Consider the following 23,601-nt stretch of genomic DNA (forward strand, 5'->3'; position numbering starts at 1 on the left):
GCCAAGAAAATCATCGTCCGGGTCAAATATGTACCTGGATCATGCGTGTCGCCCGTATTGCCGTCATGAATACCCCAGCGGAATGTACCGCCTTTCTGAGGCGCCGCTGCAGCCTTTGTGGTCCATAACCCCGTCGCTCCTGTCGCGGTCATACCAGCCGCAAGAGAATAATGCATAAAGCTCCGGCGAGAAATCCCACCCGAGCGGGCCGCATCGGCCAAACGTTCAATGAGTTGCTGGTCTTTTTTAGTCATGGTCACTCCCTTTGGTGTTTTTGATAATTGTTCCGCTAATATTCCTTAGCGTAGCCTTGCATCGTTTTTCTTGAATCGCCCAAAAGCGACACTCACTTTCAAGCATACTGGATTCCGCCAATCCGAAAACCCCTTAAAATTCAAGAGTTTTAGCCGAAAGAGTTGGCCGGCTCCGACCGAAGCCAATGGCCTGATTGCGACGCCTCCTTTATTCTGGAAAAGCTCACGCAACTGCGGCTGCTTCGCGCCGCGACCAACGGCCTGTATTGGCGAATGGTGCGAACCACGCCACTTGGCGCGACGACACTGACTTGGATTGACCACCCGCAACACACGACCGGTTTTGCAGGATATGTCAAAGACGCCGATCATTCCGCGGGATCAAATGTCTCTAGGAAGTGCGCAAAGTCATTAGCGCCCTCATGCAATTTGACCCCGATGCGATTCACAAGAAAATAGCTTTTGCCGGTCTTGACGCATTCATCATCCAGGGCGACCAATGCGCCGCTTTTTAGCTCAATCTCCAACAAAGTACGGCTTGCGAGAGCAATACCCCCCCCAGCAATGGCGCGACCAATGGATTGAGAATAGGTTTGGCATCTGTCTCTTGGCAGCGCAGCCAATGCCGACGCTGGATTGTGCCGCAACCAAATATCCCAATTGATCCAGTTCGGCGCATGCCTGTCATAGTCAAGAAGACACACAGCGTGTGGATCGCCCTCAAACACCGATAGGCGGCCTGGCGCAACAACAGGGACAAGCTCTTCATCCATGAGTTTGACGCCGGACCACCCCTCCGGAGGCTCGCTGCCATAGATGATCGCAAGGTCGTGCTCTGGGGAAAGTAGCTCGCCGGGATCGTCAGACACCGCGTTTTCAATTGGGCATGACACATCACTCAAAGCAAAGGCGCGGAGCCGGGGCATTAGCCAAAACACCGATACGGCACTGTTTGTGGCGATCCGCACCTGCGTTTTGGCCGGTGATTTGACGCTCTGAAAGGACGTGTTGAGGTAGTCTAGGGCCATCGACACCGGCTCAACCAACTTCTTTGCCGCTGGCGTGGGGGTCAGTTTGCGCGCGTCACGGGCAAACAGAGGCGTACCGAGCCAGTCTTCGAGCTGACGGATGCGCTTGGAAACAGCCGCCTGTGAAACGTAAAGTTCTGCGCTTGCCGCTGTAAATCCGCCGTTGCGCATCACAGCTTCAAAGAACACCAATGTGTCCAGTGGCGGTAAGGATTTGCGCAAACTTGTCATTCCCTTAGGTTATGGTAGGCCATGAATTTTTCAACAGTTTTTTAAGGTAGCTCCAAAACTTATGCTTATCTGTAACGAATAAGGGGAGTACCATGGCGAATTTTGACTGGCATGCTGAGCGCAGCGATTTGGCGGGGATCGCTTTGCTGGATCGGGCGCCCGAAAGTGAAGGCATAGATCTAAAGGCGGTGCGCCTGTACCGCCTTGGCAGGGTGCGCGATCAGATGAAACGTTTCGATGTTGATGCCGTGATCCTATCGGACCCGATCAACATCCGATACGCGACTGGAGCGCGCAACATGCAGGTGTTCAGCCAGCGCAATGCGCCCTCTCGCTATCTTCTGCTGACAGCGAACAAGAGCATTCTGTTTGAGTTCACCGGCTGCCTGCATCTGGGTCAAGGATTTGAGACCATTGATGAGGTCCGGCCCGCCAAAACCGCCAGTTTTGTGGCCGCAGGCCCCCACATTGCCGATCGCGAGCGTGCTTGGGCTGCAGAAATGGCCGATCTGATCACCGAACTCGTTGGCCCCGGCGCGTCTGTTGGGTTGGAACGGCTGAACGCGGGAACAGCGATTGCGATGAAAGCCTGCGGGCTGCGCATTGTGGACGCACAGGAACCTGTCGAAATGGCGCGTGCGATCAAATCCGACGAAGAAATGAAGTGCGTCAACGCTTCTCTACGTGCGACCGAGATTGGTGTAGGCAAGCTGCGAGACGCGATCCGCCCGGGCATGACCGAAAACGAGCTGTGGTCGGTGCTGCACCAATCCGTGATTGCCCAAAACGCGGATTACTGTGAAACACGGCTCTTGAATGCCGGGGCGCGGACGAACCCTTGGTTTCAGGAAACCTCCAGCAATGTGATAGGCGAAAACGAGTTGATCGCGCTGGATACGGATGTGGTGGGCTGTCATGGGTATTACTCTGATTTCTCACGCACGTTCCACTCTGGCCCAGGCGCCCCTAGCGCCGCACAACGGGACCTCTACAAAGTGGCCTTTGAGCAGGTCCATCACAATATGGGCATTCTAAAGCCGGGAATGAGCTTTAGGGACTATGCCAACCGGGCGTGGAATATTCCCGAAGAGTATTACCAAAACCGCTACTATCTTTCGGCGCATGGCTGCGGGATGACGGGGGAATACCCCTATCTCTACCATCGCGGCGACTTCCCTGATGCCGGATATGATGGGGAGATATTGCCCGGCATGACCCTTTGCGTCGAAAGCTTCATCGGCAAAGCCTCTGAAGGTGAAGGCGTCAAATTGGAGCAACAGGTGCTGGTGACCGAAACCGGGGTCGAGCTGCTGTCCCGCTTTCCGTTCGAGGATGACCTTTTGCGATAATCTGAGCCTTCAGTGCCGGGGTTGGGCGCAAATTTCAGGCACTCGCACCGACGGTGTTAAAAAACTCCAGGTCGCGCCAAAAAGACCTGCGCGACATAAAGTTCCCACTACGCATTGATAAGAGAGGCGGCTCACTTAGGCGTCTCCGTGCACTGACATCCGCTCTATGCCCGCGCCGTTCAGGCTGTTTCCAACTCTTCCGCGACTGCATAAGAGCCATCTTCGCGGTGCACTTCGGTGCCGGTAACTGGCGGGTTAAAGACACAGGCCATGACCAGCTCTTCTTCGGCGCGCAGGATATGGCGGTCGTGCTTGTCCAGCGCATACATCACGCCCGGTTTGATATAGTGTGTTTCGCCAGTTGCCAGATCGGTGATCGACCCGGTACCCTGCATGCAATAAACGCTTTCAAAGTGGTTTTTGTACTCAAACGTGTGCTCAGACCCCGGCTCAAGGAAAGTGATGTGGAAGGAAAAGCCCATCCCGTCATCGGCCAGCAACATACGCACACTGCTCCATTGGGCATCCGACACCACACGGTCGCGCTGGCTTTTGATGATTTCGTTGAAGTCGCGTACAATCATGTCTTACTCCGCTGCGAATTTGCTTGAGTCGGTGGTCATGCGAAGCGCATGCCGCAAGACTTTCAATCCCTTAAGCAAGGTGTCATCGTCTGTGGTCAGTGGTGCCAAAACTTTGATCACCTGATCCTCTTTGCCGGAGGTTTCGATGATCAGGTCGTCTTTGAAGGCGCGGGCGCAGACCATGGCTGCCAGTTCTCTTGATCCAACGTCCAGCCCTTGCATCATGCCGCGCCCTTTAAGCGTAGCGCCCGGAAGCAGCTCAGCCATGTCTTCTAGTGCAGCGGTCAGCAGCTTCGCCTTGCGGGTAACGTCAATCTGGAAACGATCATCCCCCCAAAACTTGGAGATGGCGACGCAGGCGGTGACAAAGGCATGGGTATTGCCCCGAAAGGTGCCATTGTGTTCGGCTGGTCCAAAGACGTCATGCTCTGGCCGCACAAGTAGGAGTGCCATAGGCAGACCAAACCCCGAAACGGACTTCGCCAGGGTGACAATATCCGGAGTGACACCCATATCCTCGAACGAGAAGAAGCCGCCAGTCCGGCCACAGCCGGCCTGAATGTCATCAATGATCAGCAGCGCGCCATGTTTCTGGGCCAGCGCAGCCACGCGGCGAACCCACTCTGGGCGGGCAGCGTTCAATCCGCCTTCACCTTGCACTGTTTCCAGAAGGAGCGCTGCGGGCGCATCAAGCCCGGACGAGCGATCCCTGAGCATCGCTTCAAGAAAGTCGGCGGTGTCGGTGTTGCCGGGGAAATAGCCATCGTAGGGCATGCGCGTCACGCCATTCAGCGTGGTGCCTGCACCGCCGCGGTGGTAGCTGTTCCCTGTCGCAGACAGCGCTCCCAGCGTGACACCGTGAAACCCGTTGGTGAAGGCGATCGCATTGGTACGCCCTGTGACCTTACGGGCCAGCTTTAGAGCTGCCTCCTTCGCGTTGGCCTCTGTTGGGCCGGTAAACATCACCTTGTGATCCATTTTGCGCGGCTGAAGGATGAAACGGTCGAAAGCATCGAGAAACGCTGCTTTGGCATCCGTGTGCAAATCCAGCCCGTGGGCCAGACCATCCGATTGCAGATGATCGATAAACGCGTCTTTCATGTCCGGATCGTTGTGCCCGTAGTTCAGCGAAGAACATCCCGCCAGAAAGTCGATGTAGCGCGTGCTATCTCGTGCAATCATTTCGGAACCGATGGCCGAGGTAAAAACAGTATCACACCCCCGGCAATAACTGCGCGCCTCAGATTCACGACGTTTGAAAATGGCCACTTCAGGTGGGTTCGTAGACATACGACCTCTCTTGGGCTTTGGCGGAAGGAGGAAAGCAAGCTATTGAGTGCCGGCGCGCGCATGGATCAGGCTGCTGCCAGTTGGTCCCGGTTCGTCAGCGAGATTGTGACCATGTGTTCGGTTTTGTGGCGTTCCTGGAAATGCAGCGCTTGCGTGTAGTAAGGGGTGATGTCCAGCTCACTGCCTTGAAGGTCGGCAAACTTGCGGAACAAAGCCCAAGAGGCTTCGTTGTCGGCGGTAATGGTAGTCTGAAGCCGCGTCACGCTTGTGCATTGTGGACGATTTAGGATGGCTTGCAGCATTACGCCACTTAACCCGCGCCCGCGTGCGGCTTCCGATACGGCGACCTGCCAGACAAACAATGTGTCAGGTTCGTTTGGCATCACATAGGCAGACACCCAGCCGGCGACCTCGCCGGACAACTCGGCCAGAACGCAAGTGTCGGCAAAATGATCACATTGCAGCAAGTTACAGTACATAGAGTTTTCGTCGAGCGGGCGACAAGCTCGAACGAGCCGCCAGATGTCAGCGCCATCTTTGGCGGTCGGTTCACGCAGCAGCGGCAGATCGGCACGCATTGGGTGAGCGGGGTGTTGCATTTTGAGCTCCTTTCGCTTCGAGAGCTGAACTAACACGCCGCAGCAATTGCTTCAATAAGCAAAGCTTAAAAGCGACATCTTGGCTCAAAAGCGGCAAATTTGCCCTCAAATTGCAAATCGTAGAGTGGATTTAACTTCGATATTTGAATTACTTTTGCCGTTTGCGTAAATTCGCCAGTCAAAGTATCCTTCGTAAGACAAAGTGCAGGGGGCGGCTTGGAACGCATAGACAGCAGTTTGATTGCCTTAAGGCGGATTGTACGAACGACAGAGTTGTTTGGGCGCGAAATACGTCAATCCACAGGCGTCACCCCCACTCAGTTTCGCGTTATGCAAATTGTCTCGGAGCAGGGATATGCCACCGCGAAAGCCATCTCGCTGCGCATGCGCGTGTCGCAAGGAACCGTCACATCCCTGGTTGACAAGCTTGTGCGCGATGGCTTGGTTGTGCGCGTGAAATCGACACTTGATCGCCGTCAGACAAATATCCTGCTCACCGACGAGGGGCGCACGGTTCTTCAAGACGCGCCGGACCCGCTTCAACAGCGGTTTGTGCGCAAATTTGCCGCCATGGAAGATTGGGAGCAGGCCATGCTGGTGGCCAGCCTTGAGCGTGTCGCAAGCATGTTGGACGCGGAGGACATGGATGCGTCACCGGTGCTGGATACCGGTGAAATCAGGCCGGCTGGTTAGGTGCCTGACGGTTAATGCCGCCAACCAATGATTTTGGGTTCAAAAGCGTTAGTGCATGCAATTCTATGTGAGCGCTCGGATGTTGGGCATGCACGCTTGACAGGTTGCACTCAATGGTCATTGCGTTGGCTCTAAAGGCTGCGGCAAAAATGCGGTCTTAGCTTCGCTCATTGAAACGACACGAAGTGTCGGTTTTTAGAACCCTGCAGCCGCGCCGCAACACCTGCGTCGCACATGTTGCGCCAATCTCAGTTTCTAAAAACTAGTCCAAACCATAAGTGCGCTCTTCAATATCAATCGCATCCAATTCGACCTTGCACGCCGACAAGAACGCGGCCTCTGCATCTGACTGCCGCCGCGCCGGATTTGTGATGAGGTAGATATTCACCATGGGTAGATCATCAAAGGGCGGCAGCTGCCGGATATGTCCGGCCAAAACATCTTGCTTTGCCACGTGAAGCGGGAGGGCGCCAATTCCGATGTTTGCCATTATCAAACGGCGGATTTCATTGAGACTTGAGGACACCCCACGCCAGTCTGTGGCCAAACCCAAACGTGCGCGAAGCCGCGAAATGGCGTGAAGTGGCCCGCCCTCTGCTTCGGTTTGGAAGGCGACGAAGGGTTCGTCTTCCAGATCTTTGGGGTTAATTTCATTTGCGTTGAACAACGGATGGCGAGCGCCACAATAGAGACCAAAAAACTCGCGATACAGAATTACAGACGTTAGATTTTGAGGTATCTTGGAAAGCAGGCATATGCCAAAGCTGGCGCGGTTTTGGTTCACCATTGTCTCCACGTCTCCGCTTTCATGCACTGAAAAAGAATAGGTGACGTGTGGATGTGCCTTAGAAAATTTGTTGAGAATCTCGTTGAAGTGCTCAGAAATCACCGAACTTGTAATGGCGATGGACAGGTGGCCGCGCAGCTCGGTTCGGTCGTCATCTAGCAGAGAGGGAAGCTGTGAGATTGTGCCAAATATGTTGGCGCACTCGGTATAAAGTGCCTGGCCTGGTCGCGTGACGGTAAACTCGTTCGGCTTGCGGACAACAAGATGCTTGCCCGTTGCCTGCTCAAGGCGCTTGAGTGCGGCGGAGACTGTGGGCTGCTTGAGGCCTAGGAAGTCAGCTGCCTTGGATATGCCGCCCTGCTCGACCACTACCATGAAGGTGCGAAGAAGGTTCCAATCCAGGTTCCAAGGAAAACGTTGATGCCGTGGTAGGCTCATAGATCATTTCTATATTGAGTTTAGGCAATATCTGTTTGCACAATGGTGTGTGTCATGCAAGCTTTTCTGCAAGCGGGACATCCCGCGTCTTTTGATCGGGGACAACCCCGGCTCGATTCTCACAGGGAGAGAAACATGACTTTTCGCCGTGCCATATTGAAATCCGCTATTGCAGCCGTAGGTTTGGCGGTGTTTGGACTGAATACTGCTGTTGCGGAAGAACTCGACACATTGAAAGAAAAAGGCGTCATCCGCATCGCCATGTCCGGCGCCTACCCTCCATTCAACTTTGTAAACGATCAGAACGAAGTAGTGGGCTTTGACCCGGCCATTGGTGCTGAAATTGCCAAGCGCATGGGCATGGAAGTTGAAATTGTGACCACTGCATGGGACGGCATTATCGGGGGGCTTCTGGCCAACAAATATGACGCCATCGTTGGGTCCATGACCATCACCGCAGAGCGCGATGAAGTGGTCGATTTTGTTGGGCCGTACTACTCCGACAAGCGCGCCATTTTCAGCAAGCCGGGCTCCGGCATTTCGAGCTTGGAAGATCTGGAGGGCAAGAAAGTTGGCCTGACGCTTGGCGAAACCCACGAAGATTGGGCGCGCGAGAAGGGATACAACATCAACACCTACAAAGGTTTGCCTGAATTGCTTCTGGAGCTGGAAAACGGCCGCGTCGACGCCATTGTCAACGACTCTATCGCCGCCATTCTCGCCATGGGCGAAAAAGGTCAGGAGTTTGAGATGTTCGGCGATCCAACCACGGAACCGTTTGGCGCGGGCATCGCCATCCGTGAAGGCAACCCAAAGCTGGCCGAAGAAATGCAGGCCGCTCTGCAATCCATCATGGATGACGGCACCTATCTGATGCTCGCAGAAAAGTGGGTTGGCGGCGATATTCGCTAAGACTGCCGCTCCCGCCGCTTTGTGGCAGCGGAGCCAGCACCGGCGTGATTTTATCGCGGGCCCAAACCCTTTACGGGCGCGGCCTGCGACACCAATGTTACCCGATATTTTTGCATGACACCGACCAGGGCAGCGCAGGCATCGCCCGGCAAGTCCGTGTCGGGGACCCGAAGGAGGGACAGATGGACATTGACCTGATGCTAAAGGTCTATCCTTTCTTTCTGGAGGCCGCGTGGGTCACCATCCTGCTGTCGGTTCTGACGGCAATACTGGGGTTGATCTGCGGCACGCTTGGGGCCGCAGCACGGCTTTCGCGGTTTGCACTCTTTCGCTTTCTGGGTGCTGCATATGTCAGCGTGTTTCGTGGCACTCCTGCGCTGATCCAGCTCTTCATTCTCTACTTGGGCGGGCCTCAAATTGGTATTCAACTGGACGCCTTTGAAGCGGGCGTGATCGGCTTGGGCATCAATGCGGGTGCTTACATGACAGAGACCATCCGTGGAGCAATCATCGCCATTGATAAAGGGCAACGCGAAGCCGCACGCACATTGGGGCTTAGCAGTTGGCAAGCGACCTACAAGGTGATTCTGCCGCAGGCTGCGCGCCTGATGGTGCGCCCGCTGGGCGTGAACCTGAACATGTTGATCAAGGCGACCGCGCTAGTGGCTGCCATCGCGGTGGTCGAACTGACCTACACCGCGCAGCGCTACATCGGCTCGACCTACAAGCCCTTCGAAATGTTCCTGCTCGCAGGGATTCTCTACATGATCATAATCTATGTGACTGGCCGTGGCGTTGCCTGGCTGGATCGCAAAGTTCAGATCACCTGATCGGAAAAGGACAGACAAATGGGCCTCGATTTTTCGATTATTCCCAAATACGTGGACATCATTCTTCTGGGTGTTGGCTGGACCGTTGGTATCACAGTCGCCGCTGCATTGCTGAGCTTTGTCGGCGGTATCATCTTTGCGGTGATCGCTCTTTACGCCCCCTGGCTTGTTCGTCAGCCGTTCCGGTTGATCGAATGGGTGTTCATGGGCACACCGCTTTTGTTGCAACTGTTCCTGATCTATTTCGGACTGGTGCAGATCGGCATTGACCTGCCAGCCTTTGTCGCGGGGATCATCGGCTTGGGGTTACACTTTGCCGTCTACAATTCCGAACTGATCCAGACCGCCATTCTTGCTGTGGACAAAGGTCAGATGGAGGCCGCCCGCACATTGGGATGTAGCCGCGGGCAGGCCTTGCGTAAGGTTGTGATCCCGCAAGCGGTGCGTGCCGTTATCCCGCCGATCGGCAACAACATGATCGCGCTTTTGAAAGACAGCGCGCTGGTATCCGTCATCGGGGTCAGCGAACTCACGCTGTCGGCGCAACGCGTGATCGGCAAGACCTATCGCCCTTTCGAGTTCTACCTTCTTGCCGCCGCTTTCTACTACGTAATCAACCTTTGCATGGAATGGGTGCAGCGCAAGATCGAGCGCCGCATTTCCATCTCGCGCTGACCAAAGAGACCAACCATGACCGAACAGACACACTTTGTCGAAATCCGTCACGCCCAGAAATCCTTTGGCACGCTTGAGGTGCTTAAAGACATTAGCCTGAACGTCGAGCGTGGGCAGATTGTCGGGATTATCGGATCGTCCGGCTCGGGTAAATCTACACTGCTGCGCGCGATCAACGATCTTGATCCGTTGACCGGGGGCGAAATCTGGCTCGATGGTGTACAAGTCAACAAGACGCTGCCGCATCGCCAGTATGAAATACACATAAACGAAATGCGCCAGCACGTCGGCATGGTTTTTCAGCACTTCAACCTGTTTCCACACATGACCGCCCGTGAAAATGTCACCATGGCGCCGAAACTGCTCAAGAGCCTGTATCAGGCTGAGGCCGACAAGCTGGCCGAAGAACAGTTGGACAAGGTCGGCATGCTTGAGCGGATCGACTACTACCCCTCACAACTGTCTGGCGGTCAGAAACAACGCGTCGCGATTGCCCGCGCTTTGGCCATGCAACCCAAGTTGATGCTGTTTGACGAGGCCACCTCGGCGCTCGATCCAGAGTTGGTGGAAGAGGTCAATATGGTGATGAAAAAGCTCGCCGAAGAGCACATGACCATGATCATCGTCACCCATGAAATGGATTTTGCAGCCTCGGTCTGTGACCGTGTGTTGTTCATGGACAAAGGCGTCGTGGTCGAGGAGGGCCCGCCAAGCGTTCTGTTCAAAAAACCAACTCAGGACAGAACCCGCGCCTTCCTGCGCAAACACATTGAGGGTGCATCGTGAGCGACGAGTCCTACCTCTTCTACCAGAGCCGCAACCCACGCCCGTTTCTGGACCGGGGGGAGGGCATCTATTTGTTCGATGAATGCGGCAAGCGGTACATTGATGGCTCATCGGGCGCGATGGTGTCCAATATCGGCCATTCTAACCCGCGAGTGCTAGACAAGATCAAAGCGCAGATGGATCGCGCGACCTTTGGCTATCGTTTGCATTTCCGCACGCATCCGTCCGAGGATCTAGCTGCCAAAACTGTCGCGATTACGCCTGATGGTCTGGACCGCGTGTTCTTTGTTTCTGGCGGCTCCGAAGCGGTCGAAAGCGCCGTGAAACTGGCGCGCCAGTATGCGCTTAGCCAAGGGCAATCCAATCGCTACAAGGTGATTTCACGCTTCCCGTCCTATCACGGCTGCACCTTTGGGGCGCTGGATTTGACAGGGTATGACCCGCTGCGCGAGCCCTTCGCTCCAATGTTAGAGGGCATGCCCAAGATCGCTTCCCCGGCCATTTACCTAGACCGCGACAACCTCAGCGAAGAGGTACGCGGTTTGAAATATGCTGAGCTGCTGCGCGACAAGATCCTTGCCGAAGGGCCGGATAGCGTGTTGGCGTTTTTGATGGAACCCGTTGGCGGGGCCTCAACCGGCGCTTTGGTGGCGCCTGACAGCTACTATGGACGCATTCGCGAGATTTGCGACGAATTTGGTGTGCTGCTGATCTATGACGAGGTCATGACCGGTGCAGGACGCACTGGCAAGTTTCTTGCGGCCGAGCACTGGGGCATCACCCCGGACATTGTGGCGCTCTCCAAGGGCTTTGGCGCGGGCTACGCGCCCCTGGGCGCTGTTGTTGCCGGTGCGCATTTGGTCGAACCGATCCTACATGCCGGTGGCTTTGCTCATGGCTTCACCTATGCCGGCAATCCTCTGGCTTGCGCGGCCGGTCTTGCGGTGCTCGAAGAACTGGAAGATCAGAACTTAATCGCCAATGCCGCGGCCATGGGCGAGATCCTGATGCATGAACTGCGCGCGTTGATGGAGCGCTACCCATTCATTGGCGACGTGCGGGGCAAGGGATTGTTGACCGCGTTTGAGCTTGTTTCTGACCGCGACACGATGGAACCGCTGGACCCAAAGCTGAACGCCTATGATCGCTTGGTCGAGCTGGCGTATGAGCGCGGTTTGATCATTTATTCGCGCCGCACCCGCGGGGGCACTGCCGGGGACCATTTCCTGATCGCCCCACCGTTGATCATCACCGAAGCACAGATTGCCGAAATGATGACAATTTTGCGCGACGCGATCGATGCGTTTGCCGCTGAGGTGGGCCTGCCTGTGGAGGAGGCCGCATGAGATTGCCGGACAAGCGCTGTGAAATGAGCGCAGCTGTGGCCCAAATCAAAGACAGTGATACAGTCATGGTCGGCGGTTTTGGGGTTCCGGGGACCCCTATGACGTTGATCCATGCGCTCGTCGATCATGGAGCCCGCGATCTGACTCTGATCAAAAACGATGCAAACGAACCCGGCATGGGCATCGACCATCTGTTGCAAAGCGGACAGGTGACGCGCCTGATCACCACTCATCTGGGGTTGAACAGCCATGCCATCGACCTGATGAACCGCGGCCAAATAAAGGTGGAATTCAACGCCCAAGGTATTCTGGCAGAGCGCATTCGCGCAGGCGGCGCGGGGATTGGTGCTGTGCTGAGTGATATCGGCATTGACACGGAACTGGCCGGAGGCAAGCAGGTGGTCGAGGTGGCAGGTAAGCCGCATCTTGTTGAAACCGCGCTGCGGGCGGATGTCGCCCTGATCCATGCGGACCGGGCCGACCCCTTTGGCAACTTGACCTATGTCGCAACCGCACGAAATTTCAATCCGCTGATGGCGATGGCCGCGACCCGCGTGATAGCCGAGGTAGAAACCGTTGCACCGTTAGGGGCTCTGGAGGCGGATGCCGTGCACACAAGCGGTGTGTTTGTTGATCACGTCACCGAACTCGGTGCGCTCTCCAAGGAATACGCCGTTGTCCAGCGCTAAGACCCGCATGATTGCGCGTGCCGCACGCGAGATTGCCCCCGGCATGGTAGTCAATCTGGGCATTGGTCTACCGACCAAGGTGGTTGACCATTTGCCCATTGATTTTCCCGTTTGCCTGCACACAGAGAACGGTTTGGCTGGTATTGGACCGACTTTGCCACCTGATCAGGCCAACAGAAACCTGATTGATGCAGGTGGCGCCTACGTTTCGACAGTACCAGGATCGGCGTTTTTCGACAGCGCGGCCAGCTTTGCGATGGTGCGCTCGGGCCGTCTGAACCTGACCATGCTCGGCGCGTTTGAGGTCAGCGCAAAAGGCGATCTGGCAAATTGGAAGATACCCGGAAAATTCAGCCCCGGCGTGGGTGGCGGTATCGAATTGGCGCAGAAAGCACGCCGGGTTGTGGTCCTGAGCACCCATACCGATCGGGCGGGTAACCCAAAGCTCAAGGGCGACTGTACCCTGCCGCTAACTGCGCGGGGCTGTGTGTCGCGCATTTTTACCGAGATGGCCGTTATTGACGTCACGCCTAAAGGCTATGCGCTCGTCGAGATCGCCGAAGGCATCAGCCTTGCCGAAGTGCGAGAGGCCACCGGCGCGCCGCTGATTGTCCCCGATACCCCTCTAAGCGTTTTCTGAGGCTGCGATGCAAACCGAACTGAATACCCGTTTGTGCCATGCCGTGGACGTCGCGTTTGACCGGCAGATCGCGTTTCTGGCGGAACTCACAGCGCATCCGTCGACCCGGGGCCAGGAACAATCTGCTCAGCTGTTCATGGCCAAAGAATTAGAAAGCCGGGGCTATGAGCTTGATCAATGGCAGATCGACGTCTCTGAAATTCAGCACCTGCCCGGGTTTTCTCCCGTGCTTGGCCCTTATGAAGACGCCGTGAATGTCGTGGGCACGCATCGCTCGGAAATCGGAACGGGCCGATCGCTGATCCTGAACGGGCATATCGACGTGGTGCCTGCCGGACCGCTGGACATGTGGGATACCCCGCCGTTCGAACCACGGGTTGAGGACGGCTGGCTTTATGGCCGAGGGGGTGGCGATATGAAGGCCGGTCTGGCCTCAAACCTGTTTGCGCTGGATGCGCTACGCGCTTGTGGGTTGGCCCCTGCGGCGGATGTCGTTTTCCAGTCCGTCGTCGAAGAGGAATGCACCGGTAATGGCGCGTTGGCCTGCCTTGCGCGGGGCTACACCGCTGATGCAGCGCTGATCCCCGAGCCGTTTTCAGAACATCTGGTTACGGCGCAGCTGGGGGTCTTGTGGTTCCAGGTACATCTCAAGGGATTGCCGACGCATGTGGCCTACGCCGGCAGCGGCGCCAATGCGATCGAGGCAGCCGTTCCATTAATCACGGCGCTGCATGACATGGAGCATCGCTGGAACGCGGCTGAAAACCGAACCAGCGACTATACCCATATGGATCACGCGCTGAACCTGAATGTGGGCAAGATCGAAGGCGGCGACTGGGCCAGCTCGGTTCCGGCATGGTGTGTGTTTGACGTGCGCATGGGGCTGTTCCCCGGACAGTCCATCGAGGCCGCAAAGGCCGAGATCGAGCAGGTTATTCTCGACGCAGCGCGCCAGAACGATTTCCTGCGCAACTCGCTGCCTGAGATCGTTTATCACGGGTTTCATGCCGAGGGTTACGCCCTTTCACAGGACCGTTCCGCCAAAGCCACCTCGGCGATTGCAGCGCTGGAAACTGCGCACCGTACCGCCACCGGTGAAGACCTTGTGCGCGAAGCCATCACTGCCACAACCGACGCACGGTTCTTTGGCATTTATGCCGATACGCCCGCACTGGTCTATGGTCCGCGCGCAGAAGCCATCCACGGCTTTAACGAGCGCGTTGAACTCGAAAGTATGCGCCGCGTGACCAAGGCCACGGCCATGTTCATCGCCGACTGGTGCGGCGTGGAAAACAACTGAGGATTTGCCCATGCGACAGTCCGTTATTGTTTCATATGCCCGCACCGCGATTGGCAAAGCCTATCGTGGTGCGTTCAACAACCTCGAAGCCCCAAGCCTTGCCACCCCAGCGGTCAAGGTTGCATTGGAACGCGCGCGTCTGAGCGGCGGGGACGTAGAAGAGGCTGTGTTCGGATCTGCGCTCACACAGGGGTCGTCCGGTGTCAACGTCGCGCGTCACATTGTGCAAGCCGCCGGTCTGCCCAATAGCGTCGCGGGCGCCACGGTGGACCGGCAATGCGCCTCGGGTCTGAACGCCATCGCCATTGCCTCGCATATGGTGCAGGGCGAAGGGGTGGAGGTTGCGCTGGCTGGCGGATTGGAGAGTATCTCACTTGTGCAGAACGCGCATTGGAACGGGCATCGCTACCCTGATCCCTCGGTGGCAAAGGCCTATTACATGCCCATGCTGGACACCGCCGAAGTGGTTGCAGACCGATACGGGATAAGCCGAGCGGAGCAAGACGCCTATGCGTTGCAAAGCCAGACTCGCACAGCCAAAGCGCAGGCCGCCGGTCTTTTTGACGATGAAATCGCGCCTGTTACGGCCACAAAGATCGTCACAGACAAAGCCACCAAGGAAACCAGCAACGAAACCGTCACGCTGACCGCCGACGAATGCAACCGACCGGGCACGACGGTTGAGGGGTTGGCCAGTCTCACCGCCGTTCGTGGCGATGGCATGACTGTCACCGCGGGCAATGCCAGCCATTTGTCAGACGGTGCCGCCGCGCTGGTCGTGATGGAGGCTGATGAGGCCAGCCGCAGGGGCCTTGCGCCGCTCGGCGCTTTGCGGGGATTTGCCGTGGCGGGCGTTGCGCCTGACGAAATGGGCATCGGGCCTGTCGTCGCGGTGCCCCGTCTTCTAGAGCGTAACGGATTGCGCATCGAGGATATTGATCTGTGGGAAATCAACGAAGCCTTTGCCGCGCAGCTGCTTTATTGCCGTGATCGTTTGGGCATTTCTGACGACCGGTTAAACGTCAACGGCGGTGCGATTTCCATCGGCCACCCCTACGGCATGTCCGGCGCGCGTATGGTGGGACATATGCTACTGGAAGGACGTCGACGCGGTGCGAAATGGGGCGTCGTGTCTATGTGTGTGGGTGGCGGACAGGGCGCCGCTGGTCTGGTCGAAATTTTCTGAGGTGACAAAGATGCACGCTCTTTCATCTGAACAGTTGGATCAACTCGTGGCCTTGCGTCGCGAACTGCACCAATCGCCCGAGGTGTCCGGTGAAGAAGCCCACACAGCGGAACGCATCGCCGCTGAACTCACCGCTCTGGGCGCTGATCGGCTTTGGCAGGGGCTTGGCGGGCATGGTGTTGCTGCCGAGTTTGCAGGGTGTGAGGACGGCCCGACGGTTCTTTTACGCTGTGAGCTTGACGGTTTGCCGATCCGCGAGATTTCGGACCTGCCGTATAAGTCGACCATCCCCGGAAAGGGACACCTGTGCGGCCATGACGGCCACATGGTTTCAGTGTTGGGTGTCGCGATGAGACTTGCCGACCGTCCGCAAAAAGGGCGCGTCATCTTGTTGTTCCAACCCGCCGAAGAAACCGGCGCAGGCGCACAGGCGGTGATTGATGATCCGCGCTGGCCTGAGATCCGTCCCGACTTTGCATTTGCCTATCACAACGTTCCTGGCCGCCCGCTGGGCGAGGTGGGCCTGCGTGAAGGCCCAGGCAATTGTGCCTCACGTGGCATGCAGATTGTGCTCGAAGGCAAAAGCTCGCATGCCGCTGCGCCTGAAGATGGCTTGTCGCCGGGCCCTGCCATGGCCAGCTTGATGACCTGCTTGCCCGATCTGAGTGACGGCACCATCGAGGATGAAACGTTTGCGCTGGCGACATTGACCCATGTCAATCTGGGTGAACCGACCTTTGGAATCGCCCCGGCTGATGGCGAATTGCGCATCACCCTGCGGTCGATGACCAACGAGCGAATGGATGCCCTGATGCAAGAGGCGCTGCGCAGAGTTGAAGAACACGCCAAGGGGCTTTCTGTCGAAGTCGTCTGGCACGACGTGTTTCGCGCTGTGGTCAATGATGTCGAGGCCACAGATATTGCCCGGCGTGCGGCCCAAACCCTTGGGTTTCTCCGCCTGGAAATGCCAACCCCTATGCGCTGGTCCGAGGATTTCGGGCGGTTTGGTGACGATGGGGCCAAAGCGGCCTTGCTCTATCTCGGGTCTGGCGAAAATCAGCCTCAGCTTCACAATCCTGATTACGACTTCCCCGATGCCCTCATCCCAGTCGCTGTGGATTTGTTCTGCCAAATTCTGCGGGACATGCTGAGCTCTGAGACTCCGTGAAGATGCAAGAAGGGAGCGCAACATCCTGGTGCACCATTCACCGCGACCGGATTTCACAAAATCTGGAGCTTGCGTTGGGGCTGGTTCCCGAGGGACGCACATTCTGTGCCGTACTGAAGGCTGATGCCTATGGGCATGGTATCGCCCAGGTGGTTCCCCTGGTACGGGAGCAGGGCGTAGACGTGGTTGGCATTACATCTAATGCCGAAGCGCGCGCTGTACGCGGCGCAGGGTTCGACGGGAGGCTGATCCGTTTGCGCACAGCCACACTGCAGGAAATCGAAAGCGCACTGGACGACCGGGTGGAAGAACAAGTCGCCTCAATCGCCACCGCGCGGCAGCTTCGCGTTCTTTTTGACGCCGGGAAGCTGCGATCCGGTGCCCACTTGGCGTTGAACGCCGCAGGTATGTCGCGCGATGCGCTGGAGATTTCGACGGCCGTCGGGAAGGACACGTGCCACGAAATCCTAGCGACCCTAGGCGCTGGCATTCATGGGATCTGTTCACATTTTCCCTCGAACGCCCCTAGGCAACTCAGACAAAGCGCGGATGAGTTTCAACAGCAGGCCGCCTGGGTCTTTAAAAACAGCGATCTGAAACGCAGTGAAACGCTGGTGCATGCGGGCAGCTCACTGACGCTGATTTCAGACGTGAATATTAAGACTGACATGTATCGCTGTGGCGCGATACTTTACGGGATCTTGAAACCAGATCTGGGATTTCGACCCACGATGGATCTTGAGGCCCGTGTTCTCAGCCTGCAAGACTACCCAAAAGGGATGACAGTCGGTTATGATCGTGCCTACCGTCTTAAAAAGGATTGTCGGCTGGCCTGTATTTCAATTGGCTATGAGAACGGGGTCAGACGCGTTGCTCACGAAGGCAGTGTTGTGGCGATCCGCGATGAGTTGGCGCCTGTGTTGGGAAAAATCTCAATGAATGCGATCGTGGCGGATGTGACCTCGATCAAAGGTGTCGTTGTTGGCGATACCGTCGGAGTGTTCAGAGAAAGCGAAGCCGCAACCATCCCGCCGGACCTCGCGGAAGCTCAGTTCCGAACCATCATGGCAGACCTCTACGCAGACTGGGGGCAGCGCAATCATCGGGTCTATCGTTGAAATGTGACACGCTCTTTGAATGGGGGGCGAGATACGCTCTTGGCGTCACGGTCATCGGCCGTTCCGCTTCGCCAATGAAAACTCAAATTGTGTTCGGATTTCCTGTCATCGACACCGGCCTGCTAGCAAGCCTCGGCATCAAGCATTGACTTATCCAGTTCCAGTGTTGTGACAAGCATGGCAAGATCTCAGTTTTCGAAGTCCTTGAGCCGACTTGAGACGTTGCACCCAAGTTAGGAGGTTGCATGAGACAGTTTTGTTCCGTTGTTGCCAAGCTTCTTGCATCACTTGCGATTTCGGCGAGTGACCGAAATCCGCGTTTAGTGTTTTTAGCTGCAGTTGCAAATCGCACTTAACGGTCCTTGACCCCAAGAAATCAAAGGACGGCCTTGATCCGCATTGGAGCCATTTGGCACGCTATAGTGATGCAGGACGCACGAATGTCCGGTTTGGGCAAGCTGCGCCGCAGCGTACAACAGTGTTGCGAATGACCGGTTGGGGCCGTTCGCGCCACTTCGCAAAGTACACTACCTGCGTATTTCAGTCGTTGGTTGGCCTTTTGTCAAAGCTGCGTACATGCACATCGTTTAGGGCGTAGGTCATAGACGTAGGATGTTCATTGTCGCAATAGCGTGCTCTCGAGGCGGGTGTGGCGCCTTTGCCGCCGCGTTATCAGCGGTTTCACCTGCGTCGTTCGGTGCGGCCTGCGCTGGCGAGACGTTGTGTCTTTTGTGCGAAATCGCCCCGGCAACGGAGTTGATGAGGAACTTTGAGGGATTTACCCCCTTCGAGTTGTTTGACTGCGTAGTCAAAAAGCTCAGAAAAGCCTCGCTTTGGAGATGGGGCATGTAGGGCAAGTCGGAGCGTCGTCGTGTGAGGCCGGGGGGCGGGTGTGGCTGGATGGCGCGCTGCGGTAGCGGGTTGAGCGTCAGATGGAAGGCCATAGCCTGGCCTTCTTGTAGTGCGCGCATCACCTTAGAACCCTTGATAGTGGCGTAGGCCGTCTTCATCGTTCTTAACCCGCGCACTGGTTTGATCAGCTTCTTCAGATTGCCGTGGTCTGCTTCGATGACGTTGTTCAGATAATTGACTTGGCGCTGTTCGACATCTTTTGGGTACATCCCCTCTTTCTTCAATTCCCGGATCGCCTGAGTATAGCATCCCGCCTTATTGGTGTTGATGGCGGCCTTGGCGTTGCGGGGCGAGGACAAATAAAAATCGATGGTGTTGCCATGCTTGTCGACTGCTCGATACAGATATGTCCACTTGCCTCGGAATTTAATATCAGTCTGATCGAGCAGCCAACTATCTGCCATTAGCCGTCGCCACTGCCAGCGCATGCGGCGCTCTTTTTCTGGGGCATACCTTTGCACCCAACGGTAAATCGTGTTGTGAGCAACCCGGACGCCACATTCCGCCATCATCGTCTCAAGATTTCGATAGCTAATGCCATACCGGCAGTACCAACGCACCTCCCAAAGCACGACTTCGCCACCAAAATGACGCCCTTTGAAGTCATTCATACATTGCCTCTGCTGAACACCATCTTGCCAATCTTCTTAAACAGGCAGAAATTGGCAACAGAGCAAACGGACGCGCTCTATCGCTTTGTTCAGAAAGGCGTCTGCCGATTTTGCATCCCGTCGGGCGGTAAGGCGGATGTCGATCATCTGGCCATTTGCGCTGATGTCGTGACAGAAATAGAGCCACTTTCCGGCGGCGCGGCGCAGGAGCTTTTAAATGAGTTTAGTCAATTCTGGGCCGAACTTCTGAACCCATCGAAAAGCTGTCGACAGATCAACTGTACTGCCTCGCTCCGCCAGCAGATCGACACGTCTTGGTAGGACAACGAATAGCTCAGGTACCTGGGAGCGGCGCAAAGGATGATTTAGCGCGGGAAGCGGTGGTATTTGAATGGCGATCTATGCGACATCGGTAACCTCAAAACACTGAAACTCTCAAAGTTTCGCGGTTAATACAACGGTCACTTCGCAACCAGCACGCTTTCACGTAGAACTGGAAAGTAGGGGCGGATCACCGCTTTTTTTTCTGCTGTTTTCTCATTCAGAACAAAGCCCATGTTTATACATAAGCCATAGTGTTAACAGGCCCTAAGGTCTTTGATGCCGATTTCCAGCCAGCCAGTCAAAAACCAGCCGCGCTCGATCTGATGACTGGTTGTGCAATTTGACGTAGAATTCCAGTGGTGCCGTAATGGTTTCCGGCAGCAGCTTGACCAGTTTGCCGGATGCGATCAGACCTGCGGTCAGACCTTCCCAGCCTAGCACCGCCCCCATGTCATCCTGCGCTGCTTGCAGCGCAATGATATAATTGTTGACGCGGTGGGTGGACTTCAATGGACCTGAATAGCCCAAGGTGTGAGCCCACACCTGCCAGTCGGTGCCGCCGGTTTCCAGCGAGTCGAGATGGATCAGCGGAACCTCTGCGATACCGTCGACGCTATCTACCGCGTGCTGCGTGGCAAACTGCGGGCTGCATAGCGCCATGATCCTGTCCCGGAACAACATCCTGCAATGGCCGTTGTCACGGGACATTTCGCCATAATGCAGGCTGAGGTCGCAATTGTCGGCCGCCTTTCCAGTATCGTTGACGATCTGTGCCACCGAGATATGCTCGTAGCTCTTCCAGAAATGCGCCAGCCGCGGCGTCAACCAAAGCGAGCTGACAGCGGTGCTGGAGCGGATTGTGACCGAGTTGCGCCCGGGCTGGGCCCGCAGCTGCTCGAACGCATCGTTGATCCCCTCAAACCCCCTTTGCAAAGCGACCAGCAAGTAAGCACCGCTTTCCGTAAGTTCTACACCGCGATGAAAGCGATGGAACAGATTGCACTGTAATTCCTTTTCCAGCGCTTTGATCTGATGGCTTACCGCCGCTGGAGTGACGTTCAGTTCCGTTGCCGCTAGCTTGAAGCTGGTTTTCCGGGCGGCAGCCTCAAAGCTGACCAGCGAACTTAGGCGGGGTAGATTATAGGGGCGTTTGGACAAGTTTGCTTAATCCCAAATCAAAGAAGCGTACAGACAACAATACTTTTTTTGGCGCCTTGGATGAGTAAAATTAAGGCAAGATGAGTTTTTTTGCAATTGCCGGAAACCACAATCGCGCCAGAATGTGGCAACATTCATTCTAGTTGCTGCCCGCGGCCATTCCAGCTGGAACGCCTGCAGCTGCAGCCTCTCAGCCCGCAAGAAGGAGTTGTGTTATGAAGTCACATACCAAGGTGGTTGTCGTTGGCGGCGGCTGTGTCGGAGCCTCGATCCTCTATGGGTTGACCCAGCACGGTTGCAGCGATGCGGTGATGCTGGAGCGTACCACGCTGACCTCAGGCTCCACCTGGCACGCGGCGGGCCTTTTGGTGACTTTCGTGCGCTCGCATAATATTTCTAAGATGACGATGGAAACCATCCGCATCTACGGCGAGGTGGAGAAGAAGCTGGGCACCTCGGTCGGGCTGCGCCAGGTTGGCCAGCTGCGGGTGGCCAATACTGAAAAACGCTGGGATGAATTCCAGTCCTATATTTCCATTGCCGAGGCTGCGGGCGTGCCCTGCCGCCTGGTGACGCCGGAAGAAATCAAGGAAATCCACCCGCTGCTGGCTCAGAGCGAGGACATCCGCGGCGGCATCCTTCATGATCAGGACGGCTATGTGAACCCTGCCGACATTACCATGGGGCTGGCCAAGCTGGCCCGCGATCAGGGTGCGACCGTCTATCAGAACACCGAGGCGCAGGCGTATGAGAAGCTGGATAGTGGCCACTGGAAGGTGACCACCAGCCAGGGCGAGATCACCTGTGAGCATCTGATATTTGCGACCGGCAACTATGCTCGCGAGAACGCTCGCCGGGTGGGGCTGGACCTGCCCTGCATCCCGATTGTACACCAGTACTGGACCACCGAGACCTTGCCGCTGCTGAAAGAGCGCCGCGCTGCGGGCCTGCCAGAGTTCCCGATCCTGCGCGACGAGGATTACGGTGCCTACCTGCGCGAGGATGTGGGCGGCTTCCAGTTCGGCCCTTATGAGTTTGAAAAAGACCTGAAATTGTTTGCCGAGGATCACGTGCCGCATGACTTTGGCGCCGACCTGTTGCCGGAGGATTTCGAGGCGGTGGAAACCCAGTGGGAGCGCGCGCTGGAGCGGGTGCCTGCACTGGGCGAGGTAGGCATCAAGGCCAACACCCGCGGGCCATTCCAGATGACCCCGGACGAGCTGCCGCTGTGTGGCCCGGCACCGGGCCACGAAAATCTGTGGCTGGCCGAGGGCGTGCCAGGCGGTATCCTATGGGGTGGCACCATGGGCGAGCGACTGGCGCGCTGGATAGTTGACGGCCACCCCGGCATCGACATGTCCGAGATCGACCCGCGCCGGTTCGGTAACTATGCCGCCAAGCGCTGGACCATGGACAAGGTGCGCGAGACCTGGGGCACCCATATGAACGCCCATGTCCCGGGCGAGGATTTCCCAAGCGCCCGCCCGATGAAGACGATGCCGTCCTATGACCTGCTGACAGCGCAGGGCGCGGTCTGGACCACCTTCAACGGCTATGAATTCCCTCGCTGGTTTGCCAGATCGCCGGAAGAAGCGGCCCCCGAGCACAGCTTCCGCCGCACCAGCCATATGGAGCTAGTGCAGGAAGAGGTCCGCGTCACCCGCGAGGAGGCAGGCTTCATCGAGATGTCTCCGATGACCAAGTTCACCGTGCGCGGCCCTGGGGCAGCAAAGTGGCTGGACGGGATCATGGCCAACAAGCTGCCCAAGGTTGGGCGGATGACGTTGGCGGTGGCGCTGAACCCGCAGGGCGGCATGGAGGGCGAATACACCATCGTCCGTTACGGCGAGAACGACTTCTACCTGGTCTCCACCCCGAACGGGCAGGTCTATAACTGGGATTACCTGTCGCGCCTGCTGCCGGATGACGGTTCGGTCGTGATGGAGGATATCTCCGAACAGCTGGGGGTGATTGCGCTGGCGGGGCCGAAATCGCGCGAGATCCTACAGCAGCTGACCGACAATGATCTCTCGAATGAGGCCTTCCCCTGGCTGACGGCGCAGATGGGCGAGGTGGGTTATGCTAAGGGCGTTCATCTGCTCCGCGTGAGCTACACTGGCGAGCTGGGCTGGGAGCTGCATCACCCGGTCGGCTACAACCGGCATCTTGTAGATCTGCTCTTGAAAGCGGGGGTCAAGCCCTTTGGCTTGGAGGCGCTCGAGTCCATGCGGCTTGAGAAATCCTACCGTGCCATCAATCGCGAGATCTGTAAGGACATGACCCCGTACGAGGCCGATCTGGGCCGGTTCGTCGCCATGACCGAGAAGATCGGCGGGCAAGTGATCGAACGGGACTTCATCGGCAAAGCCGCGCTGCTAAAACAGCGGGATGAGGGGGGATACAACACTCTGGTCACGTTGAAACTGCCATATTGCGATACCTCTGTGATGTTTGATGAAGGTGTCTATGCCGACGGCAAACTGGTCGGTCGCGTCACCTCGGGCGGGTTCTCCTATTACTGCAACCACGACATCGCGATGGCGCTGGTGCCGCAGGAGTTTACCGCTGAAGGCACATCCCTGCAGGTGATGGTCCACAACGAGATGCGCGAAGCCGAGGTGATCGACATTTGCGCTGTCGACCCAACAAGCGCACGTGCCCGGGCCTGATCCTGGCAACTGAAGGAGCTGAAT

21 protein-coding genes and 2 pseudogenes are annotated in these 23,601 nt (G+C 56.8%); 14 read left to right on the forward strand and 9 right to left on the reverse strand.

Annotated features, from left to right (window positions below; translation table 11 throughout):
* Positions 1-254, reverse strand: a pseudogene (locus J7413_RS19840) (peptide ABC transporter substrate-binding protein); the annotation flags it as partial.
* Positions 255-622: 368 nt separating this feature from the next.
* On the reverse strand, positions 623-1,504 hold the full coding sequence (locus J7413_RS19845) for a LysR family transcriptional regulator (RefSeq protein ID WP_209101602.1): 882 nt from the start codon (positions 1,502-1,504) through the stop codon (positions 623-625).
* A gap of 101 nt (positions 1,505-1,605) precedes the next feature.
* On the opposite strand from J7413_RS19845, the gene J7413_RS19850 reads away from it, so the two are divergent.
* A complete protein-coding gene (locus J7413_RS19850) occupies positions 1,606-2,862 on the forward strand; it encodes a Xaa-Pro peptidase family protein (protein WP_209101606.1) in 1,257 nt (418 codons plus the stop codon).
* 179 nt (positions 2,863-3,041) lie between these two features.
* Here J7413_RS19850 and J7413_RS19855 read toward each other — a convergent pair whose 3' ends face one another.
* The 3 genes from J7413_RS19855 to ectA form a co-directional block, all read right to left on the reverse strand.
* Positions 3,042-3,446, reverse strand: a complete 405-nt coding sequence (locus J7413_RS19855; protein WP_209101608.1) for an ectoine synthase — start codon at positions 3,444-3,446, stop codon at positions 3,042-3,044.
* A 3-nt stretch (positions 3,447-3,449) separates the two neighbouring features.
* Complete coding sequence (ectB, locus tag J7413_RS19860; protein ID WP_209101611.1) at positions 3,450-4,736, reverse strand: diaminobutyrate--2-oxoglutarate transaminase; 1,287 nt, start codon at positions 4,734-4,736, stop codon at positions 3,450-3,452.
* A 65-nt stretch (positions 4,737-4,801) separates the two neighbouring features.
* Positions 4,802-5,335 carry a diaminobutyrate acetyltransferase gene (gene ectA / locus J7413_RS19865; RefSeq protein ID WP_209101614.1) on the reverse strand — a complete coding sequence of 178 codons (534 nt, stop codon included), beginning with the start codon at positions 5,333-5,335 and terminating at the stop codon, positions 4,802-4,804.
* A 216-nt stretch (positions 5,336-5,551) separates the two neighbouring features.
* Between ectA and J7413_RS19870 the strand changes: the two genes are divergently transcribed.
* Positions 5,552-6,028, forward strand: a complete 477-nt coding sequence (locus tag J7413_RS19870) for a MarR family transcriptional regulator (protein WP_209101617.1) — start codon at positions 5,552-5,554, stop codon at positions 6,026-6,028.
* 262 nt (positions 6,029-6,290) lie between these two features.
* Here J7413_RS19870 and J7413_RS19875 read toward each other — a convergent pair whose 3' ends face one another.
* Positions 6,291-7,253, reverse strand: a complete 963-nt coding sequence (locus J7413_RS19875) for a LysR family transcriptional regulator (protein WP_209101620.1) — start codon at positions 7,251-7,253, stop codon at positions 6,291-6,293.
* Positions 7,254-7,388: 135 nt separating this feature from the next.
* Between J7413_RS19875 and J7413_RS19880 the strand changes: the two genes are divergently transcribed.
* From J7413_RS19880 to J7413_RS19930, 11 genes are all read left to right on the forward strand, one after another.
* Positions 7,389-8,165, forward strand: a complete 777-nt coding sequence (locus tag J7413_RS19880; RefSeq protein WP_209101623.1) for a transporter substrate-binding domain-containing protein — start codon at positions 7,389-7,391, stop codon at positions 8,163-8,165.
* A gap of 182 nt (positions 8,166-8,347) precedes the next feature.
* On the forward strand, positions 8,348-8,995 hold the full coding sequence (locus J7413_RS19885) for an amino acid ABC transporter permease (protein ID WP_209101626.1): 648 nt from the start codon (positions 8,348-8,350) through the stop codon (positions 8,993-8,995).
* A gap of 18 nt (positions 8,996-9,013) precedes the next feature.
* A complete protein-coding gene (locus tag J7413_RS19890; protein ID WP_209101629.1) occupies positions 9,014-9,670 on the forward strand; it encodes an amino acid ABC transporter permease in 657 nt (218 codons plus the stop codon).
* A 15-nt stretch (positions 9,671-9,685) separates the two neighbouring features.
* On the forward strand, positions 9,686-10,456 hold the full coding sequence (locus J7413_RS19895; protein WP_209101632.1) for an amino acid ABC transporter ATP-binding protein: 771 nt from the start codon (positions 9,686-9,688) through the stop codon (positions 10,454-10,456).
* Entirely contained in the window at positions 10,450-11,802 is a 1,353-nt protein-coding gene (locus J7413_RS19900) for an aspartate aminotransferase family protein (RefSeq protein ID WP_209101669.1), read from the forward strand. The genes J7413_RS19895 and J7413_RS19900 overlap by 7 nt, the downstream gene beginning before the upstream one ends.
* Positions 11,799-12,491 carry a CoA transferase subunit A gene (locus J7413_RS19905; protein ID WP_209101635.1) on the forward strand — a complete coding sequence of 231 codons (693 nt, stop codon included), beginning with the start codon at positions 11,799-11,801 and terminating at the stop codon, positions 12,489-12,491. The genes J7413_RS19900 and J7413_RS19905 overlap by 4 nt, the downstream gene beginning before the upstream one ends.
* Entirely contained in the window at positions 12,478-13,131 is a 654-nt protein-coding gene (locus tag J7413_RS19910; RefSeq protein WP_247743653.1) for a 3-oxoacid CoA-transferase subunit B, read from the forward strand. The genes J7413_RS19905 and J7413_RS19910 overlap by 14 nt, the downstream gene beginning before the upstream one ends.
* A gap of 7 nt (positions 13,132-13,138) precedes the next feature.
* A complete protein-coding gene (locus tag J7413_RS19915) occupies positions 13,139-14,431 on the forward strand; it encodes an ArgE/DapE family deacylase (RefSeq protein WP_209101640.1) in 1,293 nt (430 codons plus the stop codon).
* 10 nt (positions 14,432-14,441) lie between these two features.
* Positions 14,442-15,617, forward strand: coding sequence for an acetyl-CoA C-acyltransferase (locus J7413_RS19920; RefSeq protein WP_209101641.1), 1,176 nt, complete (start codon positions 14,442-14,444; stop codon positions 15,615-15,617).
* Between the two features lie 10 nt (positions 15,618-15,627).
* On the forward strand, positions 15,628-16,785 hold the full coding sequence (locus tag J7413_RS19925) for an amidohydrolase (protein ID WP_209101643.1): 1,158 nt from the start codon (positions 15,628-15,630) through the stop codon (positions 16,783-16,785).
* A gap of 2 nt (positions 16,786-16,787) precedes the next feature.
* Complete coding sequence (locus tag J7413_RS19930; protein WP_209101672.1) at positions 16,788-17,903, forward strand: alanine racemase; 1,116 nt, start codon at positions 16,788-16,790, stop codon at positions 17,901-17,903.
* Between the two features lie 926 nt (positions 17,904-18,829).
* On the opposite strand, the pseudogene J7413_RS19935 reads toward J7413_RS19930, so the two are convergent.
* The 3 genes and pseudogenes from J7413_RS19935 to J7413_RS19945 all read right to left on the reverse strand — a co-directional run.
* Positions 18,830-19,426: pseudogene (locus tag J7413_RS19935) on the reverse strand (IS6 family transposase); the annotation flags it as partial.
* 36 nt (positions 19,427-19,462) lie between these two features.
* Positions 19,463-19,573 carry a hypothetical protein gene (locus J7413_RS20615; protein WP_247743654.1) on the reverse strand — a complete coding sequence of 37 codons (111 nt, stop codon included), beginning with the start codon at positions 19,571-19,573 and terminating at the stop codon, positions 19,463-19,465.
* A 441-nt stretch (positions 19,574-20,014) separates the two neighbouring features.
* Entirely contained in the window at positions 20,015-20,908 is an 894-nt protein-coding gene (locus tag J7413_RS19945; protein WP_209101645.1) for a LysR family transcriptional regulator, read from the reverse strand.
* Positions 20,909-21,123: 215 nt separating this feature from the next.
* Between J7413_RS19945 and J7413_RS19950 the strand changes: the two genes are divergently transcribed.
* Positions 21,124-23,577 carry an FAD-dependent oxidoreductase gene (locus J7413_RS19950; protein ID WP_209101647.1) on the forward strand — a complete coding sequence of 818 codons (2,454 nt, stop codon included), beginning with the start codon at positions 21,124-21,126 and terminating at the stop codon, positions 23,575-23,577.
* Positions 23,578-23,601: the final 24 nt, after the last annotated feature.

It is taken from the genome of Shimia sp. R10_1, assembly GCF_017744095.1.
Taxonomy (GTDB): Bacteria; Pseudomonadota; Alphaproteobacteria; order Rhodobacterales; family Rhodobacteraceae; genus Shimia.